This window comes from Desulfovibrio sp. TomC (assembly GCF_000801335.2).
Taxonomy (GTDB): domain Bacteria; phylum Desulfobacterota; class Desulfovibrionia; order Desulfovibrionales; family Desulfovibrionaceae; genus Solidesulfovibrio.
Genome location: NZ_JSEH01000008.1, coordinates 182,040 through 208,785 on the forward strand (window position 1 = coordinate 182,040; position 26,746 = coordinate 208,785).

Genomic DNA, 26,746 nt, shown 5'->3' on the forward strand with positions numbered 1-26,746 from the left:
AGAGCGTCAATACAGACCTCTTCCACCGCCGCCGGAGAGGAACCAGACAGACAGGACAGACCCTTTCGGGAGGGGAAGAGGCTCCCGGCCAACGGTCCCATCCACACCGGACCAGCCTCAGGCTCCGGCCAGTCCCATCTCCCGAATGATGCGAAATTCCTGCTCTGTCACCGGCATGACCGACAGGCGCGAACCTTTGCGCAGCAGTTCCATGCTGGCCAGTTCCGGCACGGTCCGAAGGACGGCCAGGGGCACGACCTGGGGGAATTTGGCCACAAACCGCACGTCCACCATGGACCAGATCGGGTTCTCCGGGGTGGCCCGGGGGTCGTAGTGTTGGGCTTGCGGGTCCAGAGCCGTCAGGTCGGGGTAGGCCTCGCGGGCCACCTCGGCCAGTCCGGCCACGCCCGGGTTGGTGATGCTGTGGTAAAAAAGCAGCCCGTCGCCCAAGCGCATCCCGTCGCGCAGGAAATTGCGGGCCTGGAAGTTGCGCACTCCGTCCCAGCCCGTCACCCCGCCCGGGGCGGCGGCCAGGTCGTCGATGGAAAAACAGCCCGGTTCGGACTTTATCAGCCAGCAGCCCATGGCCGACCTCCCCTTGCGGCCGATTCCGGCCGGATGTTCAGCCCAGGCGGCCGACTTCGGCGACGCACTGGTCGTCCCATTCCAGACAACTGAGATCGGTGATGGCCTCGAACTGGCCCAGGCAGCGCTGGCATTTTTCGGCAACCGCCACCGAGCCGTCCCGGATGTCGGTTTCGGCGGCCGTTACCGTGACGGTCTGGCCGCAGGACGGGCAGGTGGCTTCAAACGTGGCTGTACGGGTGGTCATGGCAAGTGCTCCCTTGGCGCGTGGGCCGAAACGGCGTTTCTTCTCGTTCCCGACAGGCCGGGAACGGCCTCGACCCTACACCGGGCCGGCGCAGGGCGTAAAGACCGCAGCCGGTCCGGCCAGGTCCCGGCCGGTTCGGCCCCGGCCCGGGACGCCGCTGCGCCGACAGCCCTTCCAGCCTCCCCGGCGGTCATCCGCCAGGGCCGGGGAGACGTCGCGCCGCTCTCCTCGTGAACGGCCGGCTGGTCGGCTTGTCATCCCCGCCAAGGCCGGGTACACAGACAGGGTGTAGATTTGTGTCGTGCAACCTGGAGGCCCTATGGTCGTCTCACGCCCAGGTTTGAAAAGCGGGCAACGCGCGGCCGCCTGGATGGTGTTGGCCTGTCTGGCCGCCGTCGCCGTCTGGCTCGGCCTCGCCCAGGCCCGATTTTCCCCGGCCGTGCTGGTGGCCCTGACCCCGCCGAAAAGCATTGCCGCCCCGGGCGGCGACGCCGCCGCCGCCCGAGTTTTTGCCACGGCCGGGCTGCTTACAACCCTCGCCGGCGCAACCCCGGCCGGGGCCATTGAAAGCTACGACCCCGTCACCCTGTCCGACCGCATCGACGGCAAGGCCGAACTCTATCTGGCCGCCAATTTCAAGGAAATGTCCTGCCGGACCGTGACCCTGCCAAACGGCGCGCGCGTCGATGCCTCCGTCTATGCCCAGGCCGGGCCGGCCGACGCCTTTGCCGTCCTAAGCGCCCAGCGCCGCCAGGGTTCGCGCCCCCTGCCCGCCCTGGCCCCGGACGCCTACGCCACGCCAAACGCCGTCTATTTCACCCGTGGCGGCCACTATGTGGAACTGACCGCCGACCGGGCCGACCCGGACACCATGGCTGGCCTGGAAACCCTGGGCGCGACCCTTTTTGCCGCCCTGCCGGCCGAGGCCCCCTCCCTGGCCGGGCAGGCCGACGCCCCGGCCCGGCCGGACCCCAAAACGCTCTTCCCGCCCGAGGGCCTGACCGCCGACAGCGTGCGTCTGGCCGTTTCCGACGCCATGGGCATGGCCGGATTTTCCAATGTCTACACGGCTGAATACGTCCTGCCCACCGGCGCGGCCACGGCCCTTTTGGCCGAGCGCGACAGCCCGGCGCAGGCGGCGGCCGAGGCCCGGGCCTTTGCCGCCTTCCTTGGCCAAAACGGCTATGCGGCAGCGCCCCTGCCGCCGGACGCGCCGAGGCTTCCGGCCGACGCCGTCCTGCTTGCAGCCGACGGCTCTTATGAAATCCTCTGGACCCGGGGCAGCCTGCTGGCCGGGGTCCACGACGCCCTCAGCCGGCCGGCCGCCCTGGCCCTGGCCCAGACCCTGGCCGACGCCCTGGAGAAGGCCGGGCCCGAGGTGAGGCCATGACCCCCAAAACGCCCCTGTCGCCGCCGGACGCCCCACGCGCCGCCGGCCCCCAAAACCCCGACCGTCGCCGGTTCCTGGTCCGGCTGGGCGCGGCCTCGGCCCTGGCTGTGGCTGCCGGCGGCCTGGGGCTGGCCCTGCGCGATCCGGCCGGGCCCAAAGCCGGGCAAGGCGGCCGGGTCCTGGCCGGGCTGGGTGATTTTACCGTGGCCCCGCCCGCCCCGGGCCAACCCCGGCTGGCCACTGTCCACGGCACGGACCGCCGGGCCATGTTCAACCAGGGCGTCAATGCCTTGGGCGGCATGGAGGCCTTTATTTCCCCGGGCGACGTGGTGCTGCTCAAGGTCAACGCCGTCATTGCCGCGCCGGCCCTGCTCGGGGCCACCACCAATCCCGACCTGCTGGCCGCCGTGGCCGAGGCCTGCCGCCGCGCCGGCGCGGCCAGGGTGCTCGTCGCCGACAACCCCATCAACAACCCGGACAGCTGCTTCGAGGTCTCGGGGCTGGCCGGCGCGGCCCGGCAGTCCGGGGCGGCCCTCATCCTGCCCCGGCAAAGCCTGTTTGCGCCGGTGAGCCTGCCGGGGGCCGCCTTTCTCACCGACTGGCCGGTCCTGGCCGGGGCCTTTGCCGGCGTCGCCAAGTGCATCGTGCTCTCCCAGGTCAAGGACCATCAACGGGCGGTGGCCTCCATGACCCTTAAAAACCTCTACGGCCTGCTTGGCGGGCGGCGAAACATCTTCCACCAGGACATAAACGGCATTATCGCCGAACTGGGACGGCTGGTGCGCCCCACCTTGTGCGTGCTCGACGGGGTGACCTCCATGATGACCAACGGCCCGACCGGCGGCTCCCTGTCGGACTTGAAAGCCACCAACACCATGATCCTGTCCACCGACCCCGTGGCCGCCGACGCCCAGGGGATTGGCCTGCTTGGGCGCACCCCGGCCGACCTGCCCTATCTGGCCCTGGCCCAGGCCGCCGGCGTCGGCAGCATCGACCCGGCAGGGCTGCGTCCCGTCACCCTGAGCGTCGAACCGGCGGCGGGCTAGGCCATGGGCATTGTCGCCGCGCGCCGCATCAGCCAGGGCTTTTTCCTGCTTGTGTTCGGCTGGCTGTGCCTGGTGGCCACGCTTGGCGACGGGCTGTTCGAACTGCGGGGCTGGCCGGTCAACTGGCTGCTCTCGCTCGACCCGCTGCCGGCCCTGGCCACGGCCCTGGCCACCGGGAGCCTTTATGCCCCGCTGCTCTGGGCCGTGCCGGCAGTGGTCCTGACCCTTTTTCTCGGCCGGTTTTTCTGTGGTTTCCTCTGCCCGCTCGGCACGCTTAATCAAATAAGCGGCTTTCTGGTCCGCAAGGGCCTGGGCCGCCCGGCCCGGGCCGAGGACAACCGCCCCGGCCCGGCCCAGGGGCTGAAATACGCCCTGCTCGCCTTGCTCCTGGCTGCGGCGGTCCTGGGCAACGTCCAGACCGGCCTGCTCGATCCCCTGCCGCTTCTGACCCGCTCGGTCGATCTCGGCCTGCTGCCGCTCCTTGATCCGCGTCAGGGCCTGGGCCTGGGCCAGGCCGAGGCCCGGCACTACGACGGGGCCTGGGTGTTCGGCTTGGTTTTCATCGCCATCCTGGCGGCCAATGCCCTGCGGCCCCGTTTTTTTTGCCGTTATCTGTGTCCCCTGGGAGCCTTTTTCGGCCTGCTCGTCCGATTTGCTCCCTGGCGCATCGGCAAGGCCACGAGCGACGACTGCGGCGCTTGCCGGAGGTGCGAGGAATACTGCGAGGGCGGCTGCCGGCCGTCGGGCAAGCTCATTGCCAGCGAATGCGTGCTGTGCCTCAACTGCCTTGCCCGCTGTCCCACCGGCCGCATCGGCTTTGCCGGCCGGGCCTCGGCAGCCGGGGAGCAGCCCTTGCCGGACTTTTCCCGGCGCGGGGCGGTGCTGGTCCTGGCCTCGGGCACGGCCGGGCTCGTGGCCGCGCCGCTGTGGAGCGTTGGCGGCGTGGCCGGGGCCGGGCGCAACCCGGGGCTGATCCGGCCGCCCGGGTCCTTAGACGAGGCCCGGTTCCTGGCCCGGTGCATCCGCTGCGGCCAGTGCATGCGGGTGTGCCCGGCCAACGTCATCCAGCCGGCCTTCACCGTGGCCGGGGCGGCCGGGATATGGACGCCGACGCTCGATTTCCGCCTGGGCCGGGCCGGCTGCCTGCAAAACTGCATCGCCTGCGGCCAGCTGTGCCCCACGGCCGCCATCCGGCCGCTGACCCTGGAAGAAAAGCTCGGCCAGGGCGATTTTGCCGCTGTCGGTCCCATTCGCCTGGGCACGGCCTTTGTGGACCGCACCCGCTGCCTGCCCTGGGCCATGGGCCGGCCGTGTCTGGTGTGCCAGGAGGTCTGCCCGGTCAGCCCCAAGGCCATTTCCGTGCGCGAGGTTTTTGAGCCGCTGCGCGCCCCGCGCCTGACCGTGGCCGGGGTCCGGGGAACGGAAGTGACCGTGGCCGCCCTGGCCCCGGTCGGGCGCAATCTGGCCTCGGGCGACTTCTCCCTGCGCCCGGTCGGAGCGCCAACCCAGCCGCCCCGGCGCATCCTCGGCGCGTCCGGGGTGCAGCTCACCCTGGCGGCCCCCCTGGCCGAGGCCGACACCGTCCCGGGCCGGGAGCTGGAACTCGTCGTGCGCCTGGAACAGCCCCATGTGGACCCGGCCCGGTGCATTGGCTGCGGCATGTGCGAACATGAATGTCCGGTATCGGGCCTGCGGGCCATCCGGGTCAGCAGTGAAAACGAATCGCGTTCGGGGCCGGGCCGCATGGTGGCCGACGCCGCCCCGCAAGGAGGAGCACCATGTCTCAGAAAACAGCTTCCGGCCTGACGCGGCGGGCAGCCCTCAAAACCCTGACCCTGGGCGGTCTGGCCGCAGCCGGGGCCGGCCTGGGCGCAACCGCCGCCCCGGCCCAGACCCCTGACGCCCCCAGACCATCCCCCGCCGTACCTTGGGAAAGACCGGGCTTTCGGTGTCCATCTTAAATCTTGGCGGCATGTTCGACACCATCAACAGCCAGCTCCTGCTCAAGCAGGCCCTGGCCTGGGGCGTCAATTTCTGGGACACGGCCGAGGCCTACGGCAACGGCCAGTCCGAAGAGGGCTTTGGCCGCTTTTTCGCCCGCAATCCCGAGGCCAGAAGCCAGGTGGTGCTGACCACCAAACTGACCACCAAGGCCGGACGCTTTGACGAGCGCCTGGACGAAGCGCTTTCGCGCCTGAAAACCAACTATGTCGATCTGTTCTACGTCCACGCCATCTCCACTATCGACGAGATGGGCGGCCATTGGCGGGAGTGGGCGGCCAAACAGAAACAGGCCGGCAAGATCAAATTCTTCGGATTCAGCAGCCACAACAATATGGAAGCCTGCCTGGAAGGCGCGGCCAAGCTCGACTTCATCGACGCCGTCATGGTGGCCTACAATTTCCGGCTCATGGCCGAGCCGGCCATGAAAAAGGCGCTTGAGGCCTGCACCAAAGCCGGCATCGGCGTGGTGGCCATGAAGACCCAGGGCGGCGGGCCGGTCAAATCCGACAGCCAGGCCGAACTGGACATGGCCGGACGGTTTCTGGCGAAGGGCTTTACCGACAAGCAGGCCAAGCTCAAGGCCATCTGGGAAAACCCGGCCATCGCCTCGGTGTGCTCGCAAATGCCAAACCTCACCATCCTCTCGGCCAACGTGGCCGCCGCCCGCGACACCACTGCCCTGGCCCGGCAGGATATCGAGTCCCTGTCCCGTTTTGCCGCCGATACCCACGGCGACTACTGCGCCGGCTGCGCCACACTGTGCAGCGCGGCCTTGGGCGGCAATCTCCCGGTGGCCGACGTCATGCGGGCCATGATGTACGCCCGCGACTACGGCGAACCGGCCCTGGCCCGGGAACTCTACGCCAGCCTGCCCGAAAGCCTGCGCCGGGCCGACGGCAGCCTGGATTTTGCCGCTGCCGAGGCCGCCTGCCCCCGGGGACTGGCCATCGCCGCCATCATGGCCGAGGCTGCCACACTTTTGGCCTGACCGTCGAAAACCATCCCACCCGGGAAGGAGACTACGCCATGAAAGCCATCCTCGCCGTCGGCGGCCATGATCCCGCTGCCGAAAAAGCCTTCATCGAGGCAGAGCGACCGCAACCGACGCCCGGGCCTCATGACGTCCTGGTTCGGGTGGCGGCCGCCGGGGTCAATCCCGTGGACACCAAGATCTTTGCCCGGCTCACCCCGGGCGAGGAGCGCATCCTGGGGTATGACGCCTGCGGCACGGTGGCCGGGCTGGGGGACCAGGTCCGGCGCTTTGACCTGGGCCAGACCGTCTACTGCGCCGGCACCCTGACCGGACCGGGCAGCAACGCCGAATACCTGCTGGTGGACGAACGGCGCGCCGCCCTGGCCCCGGCCACGCTGGAGCCGGTCCAGGCTGCCGCCTTGCCGCTGACGGCGCTGACGGCCTGGGAGGGGCTGTTTGACCGCCTGGGCTTTACCCCGGCCCCCGGGGCCAATACCGGAAAGCGCCTGCTGGTCATCGGCGGGGCCGGCGGGGTCGGGTCCATGGTCATCCAGCTTGGAGTCTGGGCCGGGCTGACGGTTGCGGCCACGGCCGGCCGGCCCGAGTCTGCGGCCTGGTGCCGGACGCTTGGAGCCTCGGTGGTCATCGGCCGGGGGGATGTGGCCGAGGAACTGGCCCAGGCCGGAATGACGGCTGTGGAGGCCGTCTACTGCACCACCCACATGGAGGAGCATTGGACGGCCATGGCCCGGGTGCTGGCTCCGCAAGGAGCGATCTGCCTGATCGACGACCCGGCCGGGCCGCTTGACCTGACGATATTCAAACAGAAATCCGCCCGCATCTGCTGGGAGTTCATGTTCACCCGGTCGCTTTTCGGCACCGAGGACCTGGACCGCCAAGGATTCATTCTCGACCGCGTGGCCCGGCTGGTCGAGGCCGGAACCCTGCGCACCACGGTCAGCGAGGTCCTAACCGGACTCTCGGCCGAAAATGTACGCGCCGCCCACCTGCGCCAGAAAAGCGGCACCATGGTCGGCAAGCAGGTGATCGCCGTCTAGATTTTTCCTCAGGGAAACACACCGGCGGCCGGGGACCAGGACCCTTTGGCCGCCGCAGCAATGGTGGTTCCCGTTACGCGCAAACGCCTGCTTGTACCGGTCCACAACTGACCGGCTTGCCAGTCAGTCCCATGAACCCCTTGAAAAAACTTCTCCAAGTGCCGGGGTCCGGGGGGATCATCCCCCCGGCCGCCGGAGGCATCCCCCGCTTCTCTCAGATCACTCCTCCCCTTTGCCGGCGGCCCGGGCGATGGCCCGGGTCAGATCGCTGCCGGTGACCGGCTTGGCCAGGTGATCGTCCATGCCGGCGGCCAGAAAACGCTCCCGGTCGCCCGGCATGGCATAGGCCGTCAGCGCGACAATGGGCGTCCGGCTCCGGCCGGTGGCCGCCTCGTGCTCCCGGATGGCCCGGGTGGCCTCCAGACCGTCGACTGCCGGCATCTCCACATCCATGAAAATCAGGTCAAAACCGGTCTCCCGGGCCATGGCCACGGCCTCCCTGCCGTTTCGGGCCACGCTTGGGCGGTGTCCGGCCTTTTGCAGCATGCGGGTGACCGCCAAAATGGTGACCTCGTCGTCCTCGGCCACCAGGATCGAAAACCCGGCGGGCGCGGCCGCCACGACCGTCTCCGGGATCGCCTCGGCATTCGGGGCGGCACGGCCGAAAGGCAGGGACAGGTAGACCGTGGTCCCGGCTTCCGGGGTGTTGTCGATGGCCAGCGCACCGCCAAGAAGCCGCACGAGCTTGGCGACAATGGCCAGCCCCAGCCCGGCCCCCTGGAACCGTCGGGTGTAGCTGGACTCAACCTGAACAAAGGGCTCGAAAATCGTGGCCAGTTGGACGTCGGTAATGCCGATGCCGGTATCGGCGATGGTGAAAAGCAGCCGCACCTGATCCAAACGGCCCACCGGCAGCGGCCCGGCCGTGACCCGCACGCTCCCGGACGCAGTGAATTTGACGGCATTGCCCACCAGATTAAACAGGATTTGCAACACCCGGGCCTCGTCGCCCAGGACCACCGGCGGCATGTCCGGGGCGAGCGTGCAGGACAGGTCCAGGTTCTTTTCCCGACAGGTAAGCCGGAAGAGGTCCAGGATGGCCGGAGCCAGATCAGCCGTACGCATGGGCGCGGCCACAAGCGACATCCGGCCGGTCTCGATGCGGGAGATGTCCAGGATGTCGGCCAAAAGCCGGGTCAGCCGGCCGCAGGACTTGATGGCGGCCTGGATGTACTCGGACTGTTCGCCAGACGTCTGGGTGGTCTTGAGCAATTCGAGCATCCCCAGAATGCCGTTTAAGGGGGTGCGGATTTCATGGCTCATGTTGGCCAGGAATTCGGATTTGGCCCGGCTGGCGGCCTCAGCCAGCTGTTTGGCCTCGATAAGCTGCATTTCAACCTGTTTGCGGGCCGTGACGTCGCGCAGGATGCCCACCCCATGCCACCGCCCCTGCATGTCCAGGGCGGCCAGCGACAGCGACACCACGATTTCGCTGCCGTCCTTGCGCCGGGCCAGCAGATCCCGGGAATTGGCCGGAATGTCGCCCCGGCCGGTGGCTGCAAATTCCGCGAAACCCTCGCGTCCGGCCTCGCCGTACCGCTTGGAGGCAAGGAGCCCATGCACGTCGCGGCCCAGGGCCTCGGCGGCCGGATAGCCAAGCAGGGACTCGGCGGCCGGATTCCAGAAGGTCACCACCCCGTCGGCGTCGGTCATGATGATGGCGTCACGGGCCGCCTCGATGATGCGGCGAAGACGCATCTCGCTTTGACGCAGGGCTTCGTCGCTCTGCCGCCGGTCGGTGATGTCCCGGGCAATGCCGATCAGGGAGGCCCGGCCCTCGGCCTGAAACGCCACCACCCGCAGTTCCACCGGGAAGGTTGTGCCGTCCTTGCGTCGATGCTGGGTCTCAAACGATGCCCGGCCCGTCCGGGCGATGGCCGCTTGAAACGCTGCCAAGCCTTGCTCCGTCTGCTCGACGTCCAGATCGATGACGCCGCGTTCCAGCAGCTCCTGACGGCTCAGGCCGGTCTGGCGCTCGGCCTCGGGGTTGACGTCGAGAAACCGGCCGGTCTCGTCGGCGAGGTAAATGGCGTCGCCGGCGTTTTCCACCAGCAGGCGTAACTTTTGCTCGGCCAGCCGCAGCGGTCCCATGGCGATATCCAGGCAATAGAGCAGGGTTTCGCCCCGCAGGGTCTGCACCACGGCATGGCTGGAAAAAACCTGGACCGGGGAGCCGTCCTTGCGCAGAAGCGTCAGTTCGCCGGCAGGCAGGGGCCGGCCGGAGTCGGCCATGGCCGCCATGGCGGCCCGCACCTCGTTACGCATGGCCGACGGGATGATGCAGTCGAGCAGATCGCGGCCGAGCACCTCCTCCCGGGAAAACCCGTAGATGGCCTCCGAGGCGGCGTTCCAGTAACGGATGCGCCGGTCCGGGCCGTAGCCCTGGACCGCGACCGTGGGGATGTTGTCGAGCAGGGAATGGAAGCGCTCCTCGCTTTCGGCCAAGGCGATTTCAGTCGCCCGCACCCTGGCTTCGGCGGCCTGCTCGGCGCGCCGGGCCTCGGCCAGGCGTCGGCGCAACCCGACGCAGCCGATCAGGATTATGCCGCAAAGCACAAGCAGCGCAAAGAATACGGCCAGGAACCAGATGCCGGCATTCGGGATGTCCCCGGGGAGCTGGCCGGGCGCTCCCGGCTGTGCCCCGAGAACTGGCGCGACCAGGGCCGCCGGGGTGACCGGGAGGCCGGCGGCCGCCAGCCATCCTCGACGGCTGGCGGCAACCCGCGCGGCCGGGTTCGGCAAAGATGTCCTTCGCGACATTGCTGTGCCCCTGTGCGGCGCAAACAACCTGGCCGGCATGGTCTGCCTGCGCCCAAGGCCTGGAAACAGCGGCGGGCGGAAGGCTTCTTCCTCGATACCCTAAAAAAGAGATCATGCACAAGGGCTGACCGACCCGAGCCACGACACAGGACGCCCGCTGCGGGCCGGTCGGATCCTCGGGGCCGCCGGAAGACGCCGCCGGGCCGGCCCGGGAAAACGCTGTCACGGACAACTGGTCCCAGGGCGACGCTTTGGGCCGCTGCGACAGGCGGCACGTGGTCCGCGCGTCTTGACGCCGCCCCCTGCCCTGGTCCACTCTGCGAGAGGCCTGACGGCCACCCCTTTGCACACGGAGTTGACCCCCATGGACAAGCGTCTTCCCTGGCCCGATTATTTCATGCGCATCGCCTATCTGGTGGCCGAGCGCAGCACCTGCCTGCGCCGCAAGGTCGGGGCTGTGGCCGTGCGCGACCGCCGCATCCTGGCCACGGGCTACAACGGCTCCCCGGCCGGCACGGCCCATTGCCTGGATATCGGCTGCCTGCGCGAGAAACTTGGCATCCCGTCCGGGGAACGCCACGAACTGTGCCGGGGGCTGCACGCCGAGCAAAACGTCATCATCCAATGCGCCCTGCACGGCGTGCCCATTGCCGGGGCGGACATCTACTGCACCACCCAGCCGTGCCTGATCTGCACCAAGATGCTGATCAACTGCCAGGTGAACCACATCTATTTCAGCCAAGGCTATCCTGATCCGCTCTCGGCCGAGATGATCGCCGAGGCCGGCATCGGCTTTGACGTATTGGAGGGCAACCATGGCGTCTGATGCCGATTTCATGGCCCGGGCTTTGGATCTGGCCGAACGCGGCCGGGGCTTTGTCACGCCCAACCCCCGGGTCGGGGCGGTGCTGGTGCAGGACGGCGTCATCGTGGCCGAGGGCTGGCACAAGGTCTTTGGCGGGCCGCACGCCGAGGTGGAATGTCTGCGCGACGCCGAACAGCGCCGGGTCCCTGTGGCCGGCGGCACCATGTACGTGACCCTTGAGCCGTGCAATCATTTCGGCAAGACGCCGCCCTGTTCGCGCACGCTGTTGGAATCCGGGTTGGCCCGGGTGGTGGTGGGCTGTCTGGACCCCAACCCCGTGGCCGGGGGCGGGGCTGAATTGTTGCGCCAGGGCGGCGTGGCCGTCGATGTCGGCGTCCTGGAGCAACAATGCCGCGACGCCATTGCCGATTTCGTGGTCTACAAGACCATGGGCCGGCCGTATGTGACGCTCAAGCTGGCCATGACCCTGGATGGCCGCATCGCCACCCGCACCGGCGACGCCGGCTGGGTGAGCGGCCAGACCTCGCGGCGGTGCGTGCACCGGATGCGGGCCGCCATGCAGGCGGTCATGGTGGGCGGCGGGACGCTTCGGGCCGATGATCCGCGCCTGACCCACCGCCTGGACGCCAGCGACCCACTGTCGGGCAATCCCCAGCCCCTGGCCGTGGTCGTGGCCCGCCGGCTGCCGGCGGCCGATGCGACCCTGACGCTGGTGCGCGAACGCTCGCCGCAGTTGGTCATCCTCACGAGCCTGGCCCAGGCCGACTCGGCCGCCGGCCGGGCGCTTGGCAAACGCGGCGTGCGGCTTTACGGCCTGCCCGACCGGCCCGACGGCAGCCTTGACCTTGCGCCCGGGCTGGCCCGCCTGCGCAGCGAGGCCCGGGTCTATACGCTTTTATGCGAGGGCGGGGGCGGGTTGGCCGGCTCTCTGACGGCCCAGGGGCTGGCCGATGAGCTGACGCTTTTTTACGCCCCCAAGGTGTTGGCCGACGACCGGGCCGTGGCCGGTTTTTCGGGTCTGGCCGTGCCGCGCATGGCCGACGCCGCCGGCTTTCGTTTCTGCGACGTGCGGCTGGTGGGCGAAGATATTTGCGTGACGGCCCGGCCAGTTGGGACCACCACCGCTGCTGCCGCAATCGGAAGGTAGCGCACAAACGGCGTTAGCCCGGCCCCCGGCCGACCGGTTAGCCAGCCAACGCCAAGGACCCCTCTATAAACTTCTCCCGTTGGGGGGTCCGGGGGCCTCAGGCCCCCGGCCGCCGGAGACACTCTTCCTCTTGTCCCATCCCTCCTAGACGTTTGTCCGTCCCAGGTATTCGCACACGGTTTCCTGGTCGATGGTCAGGGTGGGGCCTTTGTCCGTGGTTTCGAACTTGGGCGAGGCGTTGGGATCAAATTCGTAGGGGGCGATCAGGCCGTTGAATATTTCGCGCAGGGCGCGTGCGCCGATACGGCTGTTTTTGGCGGCGGCGGCGGCAATGGCGGTCAAGGCCGCGTCGGTCACCTGGAGGCGGATGCCCATGTGCCGGAAGTATTCCAGACACAGGCGCAGGGGCGAGTTGGCCGAACCGATGAGGATCTGGCGCAGTTCGTCTTTGCCCAGTTCCTCGAGCATGGCCATGGCTCCGAAACGGGAGATGAACTGCGGCATCATGCCAAAGGCGAACATGTCGGCCAGACGCAGGTATTCCCGCAGCCGGAAACGGGCCACGGTTCGCACCGACACGGTGCCGTCGGGCCGGCGCTCCACTTCCGAGACTTCCTTGAGCCGGCGGTCGTCGCGGCGGTTGACGATGCAGTTGTAGACCTGGTCGTAGAGTTCCTCGAAGGCCCCGCCGCAGATGAACAGCAGCTTGCCGGTATCGAGCGGAATGTCCGTCTCCACCGGGCGGCCGTCTTCCATGACCGTGGCCCGATAGAGGAACTGCTCGCCTTCGAGCATAGTCAACAGCGCATACTGGGTGGTGATGCCCTCGACATTAGGCTTGCCCGAGATGCGCCCGGAAATCTTGTCCACCTCGTCCACGCACACCGTGGCGTTTTCCAGATAGTCCCGCAGGGCCTCGGCCGTAAGCTGTGCGCCAAACGTCACCTTGGCCTGGGCTTCGAGCTTGCGGAAAAGCCGGGTGGTGCGGTCCTCGCCCTCGATCTCGGGAGAAAGGGTATTGGCGTTTATGATCAGCATGACCCGGAAACGGTCAAGCTCGGGGTGGGCCTCGTAAAAGGCCGCCACCGCCTGCATGAGCGTGGTCTTGCCGGTGCCGGAGTTGCCGATCAGAAGGACATTCGGGGCCGGCAGGCCGTGGATGTGCTTGTACAGGGACACGCTGATGCGGCGCAGCAGTTCTGTCTGGCCAAGCACCCGGGCGGCCAGGAACGTGTAGATATCGGTGGGGAGAATTTTGTGTTCCATACGGCGGACGTCCTTCGGGATTTGCTTCCTCCCTACCCGCAACGCCGGCCCCGGACAAGGGGAACGGCCCTTGGCGGGCGGGTTGGTTTTTGCGGCGGCATCTGCTACCCCTGGCTGCACGCCGATTAACCACGGCGCAACAACACCATGACGCCAACGCTCAATATCGCCGATCTCTCCCTGGCCATTATCTGGCTTTTCTTTGCCGTGCGCGGCTATATGCGCGGGCTGGTCAAGGAAGCCGGGTCGCTGGCCGCCATCATCACGGCCTTTTATCTGGCCGGTACCTACCACAAGGCGCTGGCCCCCAATCTCTCGGAATATATCTCCGGCAATTACGCCGGCACCGCCGCCTATCTGCTCATTTTCACCGTGGTGCTCCTGGGCGTGTGGTTCGTGGCTCTGGCCATCTCGGGCATCGTCAAGGTGACCATGACCCAATGGGCCGACCGGTTTTTCGGCGGCGGCTTCGGCCTGGTCAAGGGCGTGATCCTGACCGCCGTGCTGCTTTTTCTGCTGCGTCTGGCCATGCCGGACCCGGATTTTCTCAAAGGGTCCATGCTCGTGCCGGTGCTCGACAAGGTGAGCGGCAAACTGGTCAATTACATCCCCCCGGACATTAACGAGAAACTGCGCCGGTTCGGAAAAAAGGAACTGCCCGATCCCATCAAGGCGGCCCTGGAAAGAAAGGCCGCAGCCGCCGCAGCCGCCACCGCCGCCGCCGTCATGGACAAGAAACCGGCCGATCCCGACAAGAAGCCGGCCGAGGCGCCAAAGGCCGAGGACAAACATCCGGCCCCCGAAGCAGCCAAGCCCGCCGGGAAAAAACCGGCCGAACCGGCCAAAGAGCCGGCCAAGGAGCCGGACAAGAAACCGCCCGCCAAAGAGAAAAAGGCCGAACCAGCCGCCAAACCGGACGCCAAGGCCGCAGAGCCGGCCAAAAAGGCCGAGGCCAAAGCGGCCGAACACCCGGCCAACAAAGCGGCCGAGCCGGCCAAACCCGGGACGGAAGCCAAGGCCGCCCCACAGGAAAAGGCCGCTCCAGAGAAAAAGGCCGCTGCCGACAAACACCCGACCGCGCCGGCTGCCAAGCCGGCCCGCCCCGCCGATACGGACAAACCATCATGAGCGATGCTGACGCCGCCCCGACCAATGCCGACGCCCTGGCCAGCCTGCAAGACGTCCTTGACGCCCTGCTCGGTCCCGAGGGCTGCCCCTGGGACAAGACCCAGACCCCGGAAACCCTGTGCGACTATATTATCGAGGAATCTTTCGAGCTGGTGGACTGCATCCGCTCGGGCGACATCCCGGGCACGGCCGAGGAGCTTGGCGACGTGCTGTTCCTGCTCCTTTTCGTGGCCACGCTCTCCCAGGCCCGGGGCGACTTCACCCTGGCCGAGGCCTTTGACACGGCTGCGGCCAAAATGATCCGCCGCCATCCCCATGTCTTTTCCGACTGCACCATCAAGGACCGCGAGGAGCTGCTGCGCAACTGGGAGCGCATCAAGCGCAGCGAAAAACCGGCCGAGACCGGCCTGTACGCCAGCCTGCCCAAGGGCCTGCCGCCGCTTTTAAAGGCCTACCGCGTCCATTCCAAGGCGGCCCGGGCCGGGTTCACCTGGGAAACCGACGCGGCCATGGCCGAGCATCTGGCGGCCGAGCGGGCCGAATTCGAGGCAGCCGTGGCCGCCGGCGACGACGCGGCCATGGCCGAGGAATTCGGCGATTATCTCTTCTCCCTGACCGAATACGGCCGCCGGCTTGGCCTCAAGGCCAACGCCTGCCTGGACGGCGCGGTCAACAAGTTCCTCGTCCGCTACAAGGCCATGGAAAAGCTGGCCGAGGCCCGGGGCACGAAGCTCGACGACCTGGATATGGCCGCCAAGAATGCCTTGTGGGACGAAATCAAGGCCGCTTCGTAGCTTGCATCCGCCAGCCTGACCGCCTACAAGAGGAGGATGCTGGTCCATCCCGCCCGCGTCTGCCCCCTGTCTCAAAACGCCCCGCGCCGGGGTCCGGTCGTCTATTGGATGACCCGGGAACAGCGCGCCGCAGACAACTGGGGGCTGCTCCACGCCGCCGGGCTGGCGAAGCAGGATCGCGTGCCCCTGGCCGTGCTCTTCGCCCTGGCCCCGACTTATCCCGGAGCCACGACCCGCCACTCCGATTTCATGCTGCGCGGCCTGGCCGAAACCGAGGCGGCGCTTCGGGCGCATAACATCCCGATTTTTCTGGTCCCGGGCGATCCGGCGGCCACGGTGCCGGCCTTTTTGCACCAAATCGGGGCCGGGACGTGCGTTACCGATTTCGACCCCATGCGCTCCAAGCGGCGCTGGCAGGGAGCGGTTGCCGCCGCCTTTGCCGGGGCGCTCGTCGAGGTGGACGGGCACAACGTCGTGCCCTGCCGCACCGCCTCGCCGCGCCGGGACTATGCCGCAGCCACGCTGCGCCCGAAAATCCACCGCGTCCTGGCCGAATTTCTCGAACCCTTTCCCGAGCTGCCCCGCTTTGCCGCCGCCAACCTGGACGCCTGCGACCCGGTGGACTGGGCTGCCGCGGCCGACGCTGCGACTGCCGACCCGGCCGTGCCCCCGGTGTCCCCGGTCGCGGACCTCATCCCGGGTACGGCTGCGGCGAAGGCGGCCCTGGCCGATTTCGCAACCAACCGCCTGCCGGGCTATGCCACGCGCCGCAACGATCCCAACGCCGGGGCCGTTTCGGGCCTGTCGCCCTATTTCCACTTCGGCCAGCTGGCCCCCCAGCGCGCCGCCCTGGACATCCTGGCCGCCAAGGACCGCGCCCCGGCCGATGCCGACGCCTATCTGGAAGAACTGATCATCCGCCGGGAACTGGCCGACAACTTCTGCCACTATACCCCGGACTACGACCAGTTTTCCGCCCTGCCCGACTGGGCGCAAAAGACCCTGGCCGCCCATGCCGGCGATGCCCGGCCCTCTGTCTACGCGCCGGCCGCCTTCGAGGCCGGGGCCACCCACAGCGCCCTGTGGAACGCGGCCCAGGGCCAGCTTGTCCGCACCGGGCGCATCCACGGCTACATGCGCATGTATTGGGCCAAAAAAATCCTGGAATGGTCGGCCTCGCCCCAGGCGGCCATCGACATCGCCCTGACCCAAAACGACCGCTATGCCCTGGACGGACGCGACCCAAACGGCGTGGTCGGCGTCCTGTGGTCCGTCGGCGGGCTGCACGACCGGCCCTGGGCCGCCCGGCCGGTCTACGGACAGGTGCGCTACATGAACGAACGAGGCTGTCGGCGAAAATTTGACGTCAACGCCTATATCGCCGGGAACCGTTAGGAGCCGCCATGACCTCCGGCCTTGTGCGTAAAATGCTGCTTCTGGCCCTGGTGGCCGCCTTGGCGGCCGGATTTTTCGGCCTGGGGCTCAACAACTACCTGACGCTGGCCTTTCTCAAGGAATCCCGGGAGGCCCTGGCCGCAGCCCAGGCCGCCTCGCCAATCCAATTCGCGGCCGGCTATTTCCTGCTCTACGTGCTGGTGGCCGCCCTGAGCCTGCCCGGGGCAACCGTGCTGACCCTTGGCGGCGGGGCCATCTTCGGGTTCTGGACCACGCTTGTCCTGGTGTCCTTTGCCAGCACCATCGGCGCAACCCTGGCCTGCGCCTTGTCCCGCACCCTTTTTCGGGAGGCCATGGCCAAACGCATGGGACCACGGCTGGCCGCCATTGATGCGGGCATTCGCCGGGAAGGGCCCTTTTACCTCTTCACCCTGCGACTGATCCCGCTTTTCCCCTTCTTCGTGGTCAACGCCGCCATGGGCCTGACCGCCGTTCCCCTGTCCACGTTCTATCTCGTCTCCCAGATCGGCATGCTTCCGGGGACAGCCGTGTACGTTAACGCCGGCACCCAGCTTGGACGCATCAATTCCCTGGCCGGCATCCTCTCGCCCGGCCTGCTCGTTTCCTTTGCCCTGCTTGGCCTCTTTCCGCTGGCGGCCAGGCACGCCGTCGCCTTCTACCGCGCCCGACGGGCCAATGCGCCCCAGTCCGGGCCAAACTCGAAAGGAGACACCCCATGAAAATCGGTATGGTCGGTCTTGGCCGTATGGGCCTCAATATGGCCAGACGTCTGGTCCGGGGCGGCATCGAGGTGACGGCGTACAACCGCACCGTTCAAAAAGCCACGGACTTTGCCGCCGAGGAAGGGGCCAAGGCCGGCGCGGCCGCATCCATGGCCGAGCTGGTGGCCGCCCTGCCCACGCCGCGCGTGGTCTGGCTCATGCTGCCGGCAGGCGTGGCCACGGACGAGCACATCGACGAACTCATGCCGCTTCTGTCGGCCGGCGACATCATCGTGGACGGCGGCAACACCTTTTTCCACGACGACCTGCGTCGCCACGAGGCCGCCGGCAAGCTGGGCCTTCGCTACTGCGACGCCGGAGTCAGCGGCGGCATCTGGGGCCTGGCCGAGGGCTACTGCATCATGTACGGAGCCGAACCCGACGTGGCCGCGGTCCTCAAGCCGGCCATGGACGTCCTGACCGGTCCCGGCGGCAATCTCCACACCGGGCCGGTCGGTTCGGGCCACTACGTCAAGATGGTCCACAACGGCATCGAATACGGCATGATGCAGGCCTATGCCGAGGGCTTCGAGATCATGGCCGCCTCCCAGTTTGGCGCGGGCCTCGATTTCCCGGCCATCTGCGACCTGTGGAACCATGGCTCGGTGGTGCGGTCCTGGTTGTTGGAACTGGCCCAGCGGGCCTTTACCGAAGATCCCCGGCTGGAGTCGCTTGAAGCCTATGTGGACGATTCCGGCGAAGGCCGCTGGACCGTGGCCCAGGCCCTTGAAAACGCCGTGCCTGCCCCGGTGATCACCGCCTCCCTGTTCGAGCGTTTCCGTTCCCGCCAGCCCAACGCCTTCCAGGACCGGGTGCTGGCGGCCCTGCGCAACCAGTTCGGCGGCCACGCCGTCAAAAGGAAGGACGGCCATGACTGATGTCACGGACCCGGCCCAGGCCGAAGTGGTCCTGGGGCGCACCACGGCCACGGCCGAGGCCGCCTGCCGCTTCGAGCAAGTGGGCGACCCGTTTATCATCGTCATTTTCGGGGCCACCGGCGACCTGACCGCCCGGATGCTCGTTCCGGCCCTGGTCGCCCTGTGCGCCGGCGGGCATCTGCCCGAAAACTTCGCCGTGGTCGGGGCCAGCCGCACCGACTTAAACGACGATTCCTTCCGGGAACGGATGCGTCAGGCCGCAGTCGAATTCGGCTCCCTGCCCCCGGGACTGTGGGAGACCCTGGCCCCGCGCCTGAGCTATCTCCAGGTCCACTACGACGCCCCGGCCTCGTTTGCCGCCCTGTCGACCTACCTCGACCAGTTGGCCGCCGCCAAAACCCTCGGCGGCAACCGCATGTTCTACCTGGCCGTGCCGCCCACGGCCTATGAATCCATCGCCATCAACCTGGCCAACGCCGGGCTGGCCGAGGAAACGAACGGCTACGCCCGCCTGGTCATCGAAAAGCCCTTTGGCCACGATCTGCACACCGCCCAGGTGCTGGAAGAGGCCCTGCACACCCGCTTCTCCGAACACCAGATCTTTCGCATCGACCATTATCTGGCCAAGGAGACGGTGCAAAACATCCTCATGCTGCGCTTTGCCAACGCCATTTTCGAGCCGCTGTGGAACCGGCGCTACGTCGATTACGTGAGCATCCTGGCCGCGGAATCCATCGGCGTCGAACACCGGGCCTCCTATTACGACCATTTTGGCGTCTTGCGCGACATGTTCCAAAACCACATGATGCAGCTCCTGTCCCTTTGCGCCATTGAGCCGCCGTCGCTTTTCGAGGCCGATCTGGTGCGCGATGAAAAAACCAAGGTCTTCCGGGCGCTGCGCCCGTTTAGCCACAACGACCTGACCAACAACTGCGTGCTTGGCCAGTACGCCTCGGGCCTGTGCGGCGACGCCCGGGCCCCGGCCTACCTCGACGAGGCCGGCGTGCCCGGCGACTCCGCCACCCCGACCTTTGCCGCCATGCGGGTCCATCTGGACAACTGGCGCTGGCAGGGCGTGCCCTTCTACCTGATCTCGGGCAAACGGCTGGCCGAAAAACGCACGGAAATCGCCGTGCAGTTCAAGCCCGTGCCCTATTCCATGTTCCGGGAGCTTTTTGGCGACCACATCCAGGCCAACCGGCTGATCCTTCGCATCCAGCCCGACGAGCAGGTCAGCCTGACGTTCCAGGCCAAGGCCCCGGGGCCGATGTGCCTGCGCTCGGTAACCATGAACTTCAATTATTACCAGGGATACCAAGGCCCGGCGCTCACCGCCTACGCCAAGGTGCTGCTCGATTGCATGCTCGGCGACCAGACGCTCTTCTGGCGGCAGGACGGGGTGGAACTGTGCTGGCGCTTCCTCACCCCGCTCCTTGACGCCCCGGCGGCTGACCGCCTCTTTCTCTACAAGTCCGGCACCTGGGGACCGCAGGAGGCCGGAAAGTATCTCACAGCCCATGGTCTGACGTCATGACCGCCGTGGTGCGCCGCTTCCCCGACGCTGCCGCCCTGACCGAGGCGGCCCTTACCCTGGTCACCGTCCTGGCCCGGGCGGCCTGGGCCGCCCGGGGCCGGTTCACCCTGGCCCTTTGCGGCGGGAGCACGCCCCTGCCGCTCTATGCCGCCATGGCCGAGCAGGGTCTTGGCGTGCCCTTTGAGCAGGTCCTGTTTTTTTTTGGCGACGAACGGCTGGTCCCGGCGACGGACCCGCAAAACACCTTCAGCGCGGTCACGGCAGCGCTTTTTGCCAAAACGGCCGTGCCGGCCGGCAACATCCACCCCATGCCCGTGGACATTGTGCCGCCCGATCTGGCGGCCGCGGCCTACGAGGCCGAGATGCGGGCCACCTTCGGTGAACCGCTTGGGGCCGTGCCCCGCTTTGACCTGATTCTGCTCGGCCTGGGACCGGACGGGCACACGGCCTCGCTTTTTCCGGACAGCCCGGCCCTGGGTGAAACCACCCGGCTGGTGGCGGCCGTACCGCCGCCGACCACGGCCAAGCCGGCGGTGCCGCGCCTGACCTTCACCCTGCCGCTTCTTAACGCCGCCCGCCACGTGCTCTTTCTGGCCTCGGCCAAGGGCAAGGAGGCGGCCCTGGAAAAGGCCCTGGCCGAGTCGCCAAGCGCAACTGTCCCGGCCTCCCTGGTGCGTCCGGCCGGGGACCTGACCTGGCTGGTGGCCACGGGCTGATCCGGCCGGCCGGCGGCCGGACCAGACAGCAACAAGAGCCTCCCGCCCCCATAAGGGCAGGAGGCTCTTGTTTTCAAACCGACACGACGCCTCTCAGTGGCTTCCCGTCCCCAGAGGGGCAGGAGGCTCTTTCCGTAGGCATGCTTTGAGCCGCAGCAAGCAGCAGGCCGCCAACGTCGTTAAAGCCCCCGCCCGGCGGGGGGACTCCAGCCCGGACCGGCCGGCCTGTCCCGCGCCGCAAACGAGGTGAGGCTCCAGCGGCCGTCCCAGGGAAGCCCCGGCCGGCCGCCGCCAGGATCAGCTGAAATAGGTGGCGGCGGAGCCGTTCATGTAGCTGTAGTAGAAATCGCTGGTGGAGGCGGTGCTGTTTATCTGCTTAAGATAGGCGGCATAGCCGTTGGCCCGCACCAGGGAGGCCGACTGGCTGGCGGTCATGGAGGCCAGCTTGGCGCTGTTGTCGGCCAGGGCGTTAAAGGCCTCGGTCAGGGCCGGCACATCGACAAAGAGCTTTTCGATGGCTTCCTTGTCCGGGTGGTCGCCGGCCACCGTCACGGTTCCGTCGCTTGTGCGGGTGAGCGTAATGGGCTGGCTCACATCGACGCCCAGCTCTTCGAGCTTGGCCCCCAGGGTCTTGGTGAACTGGGTCTGCAAGGCCTCGTTTTGGGCCTTGGTCTGCAAGGCGGGACTGATATAGGCGCTGTCCAGGCTCAGATTCGAGGACGTGCCCGTCGCGGTGCTGGCAACCGTCGTGCGGGAATTCGACCCCTTCGAGGACGTGTCCGTCCCCGAACGCACGGTCATTTGCTGACTGGTCTTGTCATAAATGGTGGTAATGTCCATGGCGCGCTCCCGGGGCTGTTTCGCCCCGGGCCTTTTTATGCAACGAGCGTGCCGGGAAAAACCTTCCCCCCTCCTTTATTGGACAAGGTAGTCCATGGGATCGATGCCAAAGGCGGCCGAGTCCAGGGCCTCGGCAATGGCCCAAGGCCCGGCTGGCTCGGAAGAGGCGGCCAGGACGCGGGGCGGCACCGGGCGCATGGCCGTATCAAAGGCCAGCAGCAGTTCGGGAAAAAGCGGCCGGCCCGGATTGGCGCCCCGGACAAAGGCGTATTCCCCGCTGTCCAGACGCACGAAACTGCCCACCGGATAGGGGCCCATGAACTTGATAAAGCGCTCCACCAGACCCGGCGGGTAGTCGCGCTCCCGCATCCCGTAGAGCACCCCCAGGGCGCGGGTGGGCAACATGGCGTTTTTATAGGCCCGCTTGCTGGTCAAAGCGTCAAACACGTCGGCCACGCCGATGATGCGCGCCCAGGCATGGACGTCCTCGCCGGCCAGACCGGACGGATAGCCGGCGCCGCCCCATTTCTCGTGATGTTCGGCCACGCCGCGAAGGACTGCCTCCGGCAGTCCCCGGCCTTCGAGCAAATCCCGGCCAAGGCCCGGATGCGACTTGACCTGATGAAATTCGTCAGGGGTCAGCCGGCCGGGTTTGTTGAGGATCACGTCAGCCACCCCGGTCTTGCCCAGGTCGTGAAACAGCCCGGCCAAGCCCAATTCCTTGAGCCCCTGCGCCCCGATTCCCAACGACGTGCCAAAGGCCACGGCCAGCACCGAGACGTTGACGCCATGGGTGAAGGTATAGGCATCATGGCAGCGCAGTTTGCACAGGGCCAGGAGCGCATCGGGATTGCGCACGGCGCTCGAAATCACCTCGTCGACCAGGGCCGCCGGCCTGGCAATATCCATCGCGCGACGGGCCTCGGCATCGCCCAACAGCTCCCTGGCAATGCCCAGGCAGTCCCGGTAGACGACCTGGGCTGTTGCCAACTCCTGGGCCAAGGGCACGGACGGCGCCTCGCGCACCGCCGGCCCCCGGGCCAACAGTTCGGCCAGGGAGGGTTCTTGCGCCTCGGCCCCGTTCCGGCTGCGGGCGTAATCGCCCCGCTCGGTGTCAATGAAGACCTCGGTATACCCACCGGCCTTTATCTCGCGCACCACGCCGAGGCTTCGGATTTCGCCTTCCTGACTGTAGAGATAGGGATGTTCCAGCCAGGACAAACCGGTGTCGACCACAAACATGCCGGGCACAAGCGTATTGATGTCGATTTTTCGCAGCATGCCTGCTGCCTCCAAGATGCTCCGACACGGAAAAGCCGAAAGGTCTCCCTTCCGGCTTTCGTACTGCAACCGTTACGGATAGCCGTTATTTGCGCTCGGTCACCGCGCTTTGTTCGCCGACAATGCGGAACGATCCGCCAGCAGGTTGCAGCACCAGGGTAAAGGTCGCTTGTCCCCGGGCGGACTTGTCCGCCCGTTTGACGGTGTAGTCCACCGGCACGGTCACTTTGATGTTGCCGTCGGGCAGCGCCGCCGCCGTTGGCGGTGCGGCGTTGTAGGTGCGCTGCGGCCACCGCTCGAAATAGGCGGTCTTGTCCTGGCGCACCACGTCCGCCCCAATCCGACCCTTCTTATAATAGTCCACGGAGTCGCCGTAAAGATCGACCAGGGCCGTTATCTCGCCGGAGCCGCTTTTGGCGAAATAATCCGCCACAAAGGCGGCGACCGCTGGCGAGACGCTCTCCCCGGACGCACCGGATTTGGCTGCTCCCTTGCCAGGGATCGTCAGCACCCGGCCAGCATCAATGCGGTCGGCGTCCTTCATGCCGTTGGCCGCCATAAGCTCTTTGGCCGTAATCCCGAATTTCTTGGCAATACGCGACAGCGTGTCACCCCGGCCCACCGTATAGGTCTCGGCAGCCGGCGCAGCGGCTTGTCCGGCCGGGGCAGGCGCAGGGGCCTCGGCCACCACGGTTTCCACCACTTCGCCAGCCGGCGGGGTGGCCGCTGTCGGGGCTGCTGGGGGCAATGTCACCGCCGGAGCCGCCGGTACAGCGGATTGGGCGTCTGGAGCGGCCGGCGCAGCGGGTTGCCCGGCCGGGGCCGCAGGCGGGGCCGATTCTGCCGGCTTGGCCGGCGGCGTTACTTTGTCCGGTTCGACCGGGGGAGTCTTGGCGGCCGCAGCCGGGGCGGCCGCAGCCGCAGCGGCGTCGAGCTTCTTGCCGGCATCCCGGGCCTGGCGCAGCCGGGTGTATTCCTTCTCGTCCAGGCTGCCGTTGTTGTCGGCATCCGCAGCCAGGAACTCATCCACGGTCAGATCCGGAAAGACCACGATCAGTTCCTCGAAAATAATCTTGCCGTCTTTGTTATAGTCCACCTTGGGGAATCCCTTGGCGTCCTCTTTCTGACAGCCCATCAGCAACAAACCGACCGCAAGGGCCGCTATCATGGCGTACGTCAACTTCATGCCGCCTCCGTATGTTTCGCGCCCGGCAGGGCCTTGATGACGACCAGCGTTATATCGTCGTGACGGGGTTCGCCCTGGGTGAAGGCCGACAGATCGGCCAGCACCGCCCGGGCAATGCTTCCGGCATCCCCGGCCGCGGCCCGGCGCAGGGCATGGCGCAAGCGGGTCTTGCCGTACATCTCGCCCCCCTGGCCGCGCGCTTCCCAGATGCCGTCCGTGCCCAGGGCCAGGACAGCCCCGGCTGGCAATCCTTGTACCACGTTTTCTTCGTAGCACCAGTCGCTATCGATCCCAAGCGGGATACCCCGGCCGCCCAGTTCTAGAAAATCGTCCCGGCCTGGATCATAGAGCAAGGCCGGATCATGGCCGGCCCGCACGTAACGCAGTTCTCCGGCCGCCGGGCACAGCTCCAAGAGAAAGAGGGTGATAAATCGGCCGCTGGTGCCCATATCGGCGGTCAGCAGCCGATTGACGTCGCTGACGATCTCGCCGGGAGAGCCGGGCGAAAGCAGACGCGAACGCAAAAACGCCCGGACGCTGGCCATGAGCAGCGCCGCCTGGATGCCATGCCCGGTGACATCGCCGACCGCCACCAGAAAGAGCCCCTCCCGGCCACAGTCCGGACGCATGAGATAATCGTAATAATCCCCGCCCGTGGCGTCGCAGGGCAGACTCACCCCGGCCACGTCGAATCCGGACAATGCCGGCGCATCCTTGGGCCAAAAGCCCTGCTGGACGCTGGCCGCCACCTCCATGTCAAAATCCATCCGCTGCTTGGCCAGGGCCTCGCCGTGCAGCCGGGCATTGACAATGGCCACGGCGGCCTGGGCTCCCAACAGCGAGCATATCTCCAGGTCGTCCGGGGTGAACTCCCCCCCGCCGATCTTGTTCATGCACTGGACCACGCCGACGATGCGCTCACGGTAGATCAGCGGCACGCACACCATGGAACGGGTGCGATAGCCTGTCTCCTGGTCCACGTTCCGATTGAAGCGGGGGTCCTGGTAGGCGTCCGGCAACAGCGCGGCCTGGCCCGTGGCCGCCACCCAGCCGGCCACGCCGTCCCCCGGGGCCAGGCGGTAGCCTGATTGCAGCCGGCCACAGGCCGGCCCCTGGGCCACGGTGAAAACCAACTCGCCCTGCCCGGGACCTGGCGCTTCATCAACCAGCAGGAGACTGGCCGCCTCGGCCCCCAGGGCCTGACGCGAAGTGGTCATGATGCGCGCCAGCACTTCCGACAGGTCCAGGGATTCGGCCACCAGCCGCGACAAGGCGAAACAGCGCCTGAGATTGTCCAGTTTCCTGGCCAACGGGGTCACGTCGCCGGCGGCGTCGGGCATGGGGGTGCCTTGCGTCATGCCCTCTCCCTACAGCAAAACCCGGCCCTGGCAAAGCCAACGGCGAAGCCTTTTGTCTCAAAGGGGGGCAACATGCGGCAATACCTTGTAAAAGCGATGGGGTTCCCGCAATGCGGGCAATCCCGTGTTGCGGGGAAAGCGGTTCTGCCAAGGCGTCGGGCGACACCTTGGCAGAAACGAATCCTCCGAACGCGGCCCTAGATGGACGGGGTGTCGAGCAGGGCGATGGCTGTGGTCTTTTCGTCCCGAAAGCGCGACTGGACCGCTTCGCGGATATGCTTGTTGTGGCGATAAAATTTCTGGCCGCGCAGCTTGTAGACTTCCTCGATGACGGCTTTGTCAAAATCCTGACCAGCCGGCATGGCGTCGGCCTTTTCAATAGCCTGGGTGAAAATACGCTCGGCCCCGCCCGGTCCGTGCTGCACGGCCGTGCTCCACAGGACCTCGCGCAGGGCATAGGAACGGCGGGTGACGTCCACTCCGGTGGTCAGGACGATGGACTTGGCGGCCGGGGAATAATTGTTGCCGCGAATAAACTCATGCTGCAGGGCTTCAAACCGCTTGGGATCAGCCGCTGCGACGTCCTTCCAGACCGCCGGCATCCGGCCGGTCCGGCCTCCGGTGTCCGCCGGTCCGGCCCCGCGCAGCCGATTGGCGATATCCGGGGCTTTGTCGTCGAGGAAACGGATGAAATAGTCCATGGTGCCGGTTTTGGAGGCGATCTGATACTGGCCGTAGGAGGTGCCGCCCCGGCTGTCGTAGCCGATGTAGTCGACCTCGGAATTGGATTCGTACTGGGCCGAAAGCTGACCGGCCTTGTGTTCCAGGGTGGACGGCAGCACTTTGCGCGAAGTCGCGGCCACTTCCTTGGCTTTTTCCACCCGCGACGTCTCCGCCAGGATATTTTCCGCCCCGGCAGCCGCCAAGAGGAGTTCCTCCTCCCGCTTGGTAAACCCGCCCCGGCCCGAGGCCTGGCCGACCCGGCCAAGGTGACCAAGATCGTCGGGATGCCGGGCTGTCGGGCTGACCGCCATGCGCACGGCCGATTTGTCAACGGACCGACGCACACTGGAGCCGCCGTCCGCCGCAGCCGGCTGCGCTGTCGGCGCACTACCCTGGCTGGCCGATTGCTCCATGGCCATCCGTGACAGGGTGGCCAGGGCATTGCCCTGGAACTTGTCCATGGCCCCGTCGCCGCCTGTCAAGCCCTTGGCGGTGGTCTGGTAGCCGAGCATGGACAGGGCGGCATCGTTGTTGCTGCCTTGGCCGGAGGCCAACATCTCAAGACCGCTGATCATTTTATCTTTGGGGATGGCCAGCTTGCTCGACTTGCCGACTTCCGCGTTGATCCCGTAGCCGCTTTGCAGCATGATCTCGAAAAATCTGGGATCGAGTTTGGCCTTGCCCGACCCCGGCGTCGTCGCCGCAGCTTTTGTCAGGAAATCCTGCGGCGTAGAGGTAGTAGTCTGAATGGCCATAGCGTTATCCCGGT

At 67.1% G+C, this 26,746-nt stretch carries 25 protein-coding genes; 15 read left to right on the forward strand and 10 right to left on the reverse strand.

Annotated features, from left to right (window positions below; all coding sequences use genetic code 11):
* Positions 1-117: 117 nt before the first annotated feature.
* The 3 genes from NY78_RS09800 to NY78_RS24665 form a co-directional block, all read right to left on the reverse strand.
* Complete coding sequence (locus NY78_RS09800) at positions 118-585, reverse strand: EVE domain-containing protein (RefSeq protein WP_043634981.1); 468 nt, start codon at positions 583-585, stop codon at positions 118-120.
* Between the two features lie 37 nt (positions 586-622).
* The gene (locus tag NY78_RS09805) at positions 623-832 is read right to left on the reverse strand and encodes a hypothetical protein (RefSeq protein ID WP_043634983.1); all 210 of its coding nucleotides are present in this window, start codon (positions 830-832) and stop codon (positions 623-625) included.
* Positions 833-907: 75 nt separating this feature from the next.
* Complete coding sequence (locus NY78_RS24665) at positions 908-1,090, reverse strand: hypothetical protein (RefSeq protein WP_156180913.1); 183 nt, start codon at positions 1,088-1,090, stop codon at positions 908-910.
* Between the two features lie 61 nt (positions 1,091-1,151).
* Between NY78_RS24665 and NY78_RS09810 the strand changes: the two genes are divergently transcribed.
* The 6 genes from NY78_RS09810 to NY78_RS09830 are packed head-to-tail and all read left to right on the forward strand — an operon-like array spanning position 1,152 to position 7,303.
* Positions 1,152-2,222, forward strand: coding sequence for a DUF6599 family protein (locus NY78_RS09810; protein ID WP_043634985.1), 1,071 nt, complete (start codon positions 1,152-1,154; stop codon positions 2,220-2,222).
* Entirely contained in the window at positions 2,219-3,268 is a 1,050-nt protein-coding gene (locus NY78_RS09815) for a DUF362 domain-containing protein (protein ID WP_082139953.1), read from the forward strand. Before NY78_RS09810 ends, NY78_RS09815 begins: the two co-directional genes overlap by 4 nt.
* A gap of 3 nt (positions 3,269-3,271) precedes the next feature.
* Positions 3,272-5,074 (forward strand): 4Fe-4S binding protein, encoded by a 1,803-nt coding sequence (locus NY78_RS09820; protein ID WP_047960118.1) that lies wholly within the window; start codon positions 3,272-3,274, stop codon positions 5,072-5,074.
* On the forward strand, positions 5,047-5,229 hold the full coding sequence (locus NY78_RS25475) for a hypothetical protein (RefSeq protein ID WP_231583900.1): 183 nt from the start codon (positions 5,047-5,049) through the stop codon (positions 5,227-5,229). Before NY78_RS09820 ends, NY78_RS25475 begins: the two co-directional genes overlap by 28 nt.
* A complete protein-coding gene (locus NY78_RS09825) occupies positions 5,217-6,260 on the forward strand; it encodes an aldo/keto reductase (protein ID WP_231583901.1) in 1,044 nt (347 codons plus the stop codon). Before NY78_RS25475 ends, NY78_RS09825 begins: the two co-directional genes overlap by 13 nt.
* Positions 6,261-6,298: 38 nt before the next feature.
* Positions 6,299-7,303, forward strand: a complete 1,005-nt coding sequence (locus tag NY78_RS09830; RefSeq protein ID WP_043634986.1) for a zinc-binding alcohol dehydrogenase family protein — start codon at positions 6,299-6,301, stop codon at positions 7,301-7,303.
* Positions 7,304-7,522: 219 nt separating this feature from the next.
* Here NY78_RS09830 and NY78_RS09835 read toward each other — a convergent pair whose 3' ends face one another.
* The gene (locus NY78_RS09835; protein ID WP_197084226.1) at positions 7,523-10,123 is read right to left on the reverse strand and encodes a PAS domain S-box protein; all 2,601 of its coding nucleotides are present in this window, start codon (positions 10,121-10,123) and stop codon (positions 7,523-7,525) included.
* A 364-nt stretch (positions 10,124-10,487) separates the two neighbouring features.
* Between NY78_RS09835 and NY78_RS09840 the strand changes: the two genes are divergently transcribed.
* Entirely contained in the window at positions 10,488-10,949 is a 462-nt protein-coding gene (locus NY78_RS09840; RefSeq protein ID WP_043634987.1) for a deoxycytidylate deaminase, read from the forward strand.
* Positions 10,939-12,096, forward strand: coding sequence for a bifunctional diaminohydroxyphosphoribosylaminopyrimidine deaminase/5-amino-6-(5-phosphoribosylamino)uracil reductase RibD (gene ribD, locus NY78_RS09845; protein WP_043634988.1), 1,158 nt, complete (start codon positions 10,939-10,941; stop codon positions 12,094-12,096). Before NY78_RS09840 ends, ribD begins: the two co-directional genes overlap by 11 nt.
* 144 nt (positions 12,097-12,240) lie before the next feature.
* On the opposite strand, the gene NY78_RS09850 is transcribed toward ribD, so the two are convergent.
* Complete coding sequence (locus tag NY78_RS09850; RefSeq protein WP_043634990.1) at positions 12,241-13,362, reverse strand: AAA family ATPase; 1,122 nt, start codon at positions 13,360-13,362, stop codon at positions 12,241-12,243.
* 147 nt (positions 13,363-13,509) lie between these two features.
* Here NY78_RS09850 and NY78_RS09855 point away from each other — a divergent pair, with 147 nt between their 5' ends.
* From NY78_RS09855 to pgl, 7 genes are read left to right on the forward strand one after another with little or no spacing between them, the layout of a single operon-like run.
* Positions 13,510-14,490 (forward strand): CvpA family protein, encoded by a 981-nt coding sequence (locus NY78_RS09855; RefSeq protein ID WP_043634992.1) that lies wholly within the window; start codon positions 13,510-13,512, stop codon positions 14,488-14,490.
* On the forward strand, positions 14,487-15,284 hold the full coding sequence (gene mazG, locus NY78_RS09860) for a nucleoside triphosphate pyrophosphohydrolase (protein ID WP_043634994.1): 798 nt from the start codon (positions 14,487-14,489) through the stop codon (positions 15,282-15,284). Before NY78_RS09855 ends, mazG begins: the two co-directional genes overlap by 4 nt.
* Before the next feature lie 36 nt (positions 15,285-15,320).
* On the forward strand, positions 15,321-16,679 hold the full coding sequence (locus NY78_RS09865) for a deoxyribodipyrimidine photo-lyase (RefSeq protein ID WP_043634995.1): 1,359 nt from the start codon (positions 15,321-15,323) through the stop codon (positions 16,677-16,679).
* A gap of 8 nt (positions 16,680-16,687) precedes the next feature.
* Positions 16,688-17,419 carry a TVP38/TMEM64 family protein gene (locus tag NY78_RS09870; protein ID WP_043634999.1) on the forward strand — a complete coding sequence of 244 codons (732 nt, stop codon included), beginning with the start codon at positions 16,688-16,690 and terminating at the stop codon, positions 17,417-17,419.
* A complete protein-coding gene (gene gnd / locus NY78_RS09875) occupies positions 17,416-18,339 on the forward strand; it encodes a phosphogluconate dehydrogenase (NAD(+)-dependent, decarboxylating) (protein ID WP_043635000.1) in 924 nt (307 codons plus the stop codon). Before NY78_RS09870 ends, gnd begins: the two co-directional genes overlap by 4 nt.
* Positions 18,332-19,873 (forward strand): glucose-6-phosphate dehydrogenase, encoded by a 1,542-nt coding sequence (gene zwf / locus NY78_RS09880; protein ID WP_043635001.1) that lies wholly within the window; start codon positions 18,332-18,334, stop codon positions 19,871-19,873. The genes gnd and zwf overlap by 8 nt, the downstream gene beginning before the upstream one ends.
* Complete coding sequence (pgl, locus tag NY78_RS09885) at positions 19,870-20,589, forward strand: 6-phosphogluconolactonase (protein WP_043635009.1); 720 nt, start codon at positions 19,870-19,872, stop codon at positions 20,587-20,589. The genes zwf and pgl overlap by 4 nt, the downstream gene beginning before the upstream one ends.
* A gap of 297 nt (positions 20,590-20,886) precedes the next feature.
* On the opposite strand, the gene NY78_RS09890 is transcribed toward pgl, so the two are convergent.
* From NY78_RS09890 to NY78_RS09910, 5 genes are all read right to left on the reverse strand, one after another.
* Positions 20,887-21,429, reverse strand: coding sequence for a hypothetical protein (locus NY78_RS09890; protein ID WP_043635010.1), 543 nt, complete (start codon positions 21,427-21,429; stop codon positions 20,887-20,889).
* Positions 21,430-21,504: 75 nt separating this feature from the next.
* Positions 21,505-22,710, reverse strand: a complete 1,206-nt coding sequence (locus tag NY78_RS09895; protein WP_043635012.1) for an HD-GYP domain-containing protein — start codon at positions 22,708-22,710, stop codon at positions 21,505-21,507.
* 85 nt (positions 22,711-22,795) lie between these two features.
* On the reverse strand, positions 22,796-23,896 hold the full coding sequence (locus tag NY78_RS09900) for a LysM peptidoglycan-binding domain-containing protein (protein ID WP_043635013.1): 1,101 nt from the start codon (positions 23,894-23,896) through the stop codon (positions 22,796-22,798).
* Positions 23,893-25,254 carry a PP2C family protein-serine/threonine phosphatase gene (locus NY78_RS09905; RefSeq protein ID WP_043635014.1) on the reverse strand — a complete coding sequence of 454 codons (1,362 nt, stop codon included), beginning with the start codon at positions 25,252-25,254 and terminating at the stop codon, positions 23,893-23,895. The genes NY78_RS09900 and NY78_RS09905 overlap by 4 nt, the downstream gene beginning before the upstream one ends.
* Before the next feature lie 197 nt (positions 25,255-25,451).
* The gene (locus tag NY78_RS09910; RefSeq protein ID WP_043635015.1) at positions 25,452-26,732 is read right to left on the reverse strand and encodes a hypothetical protein; all 1,281 of its coding nucleotides are present in this window, start codon (positions 26,730-26,732) and stop codon (positions 25,452-25,454) included.
* Between the last annotated feature and the right edge of the window lie 14 nt (positions 26,733-26,746).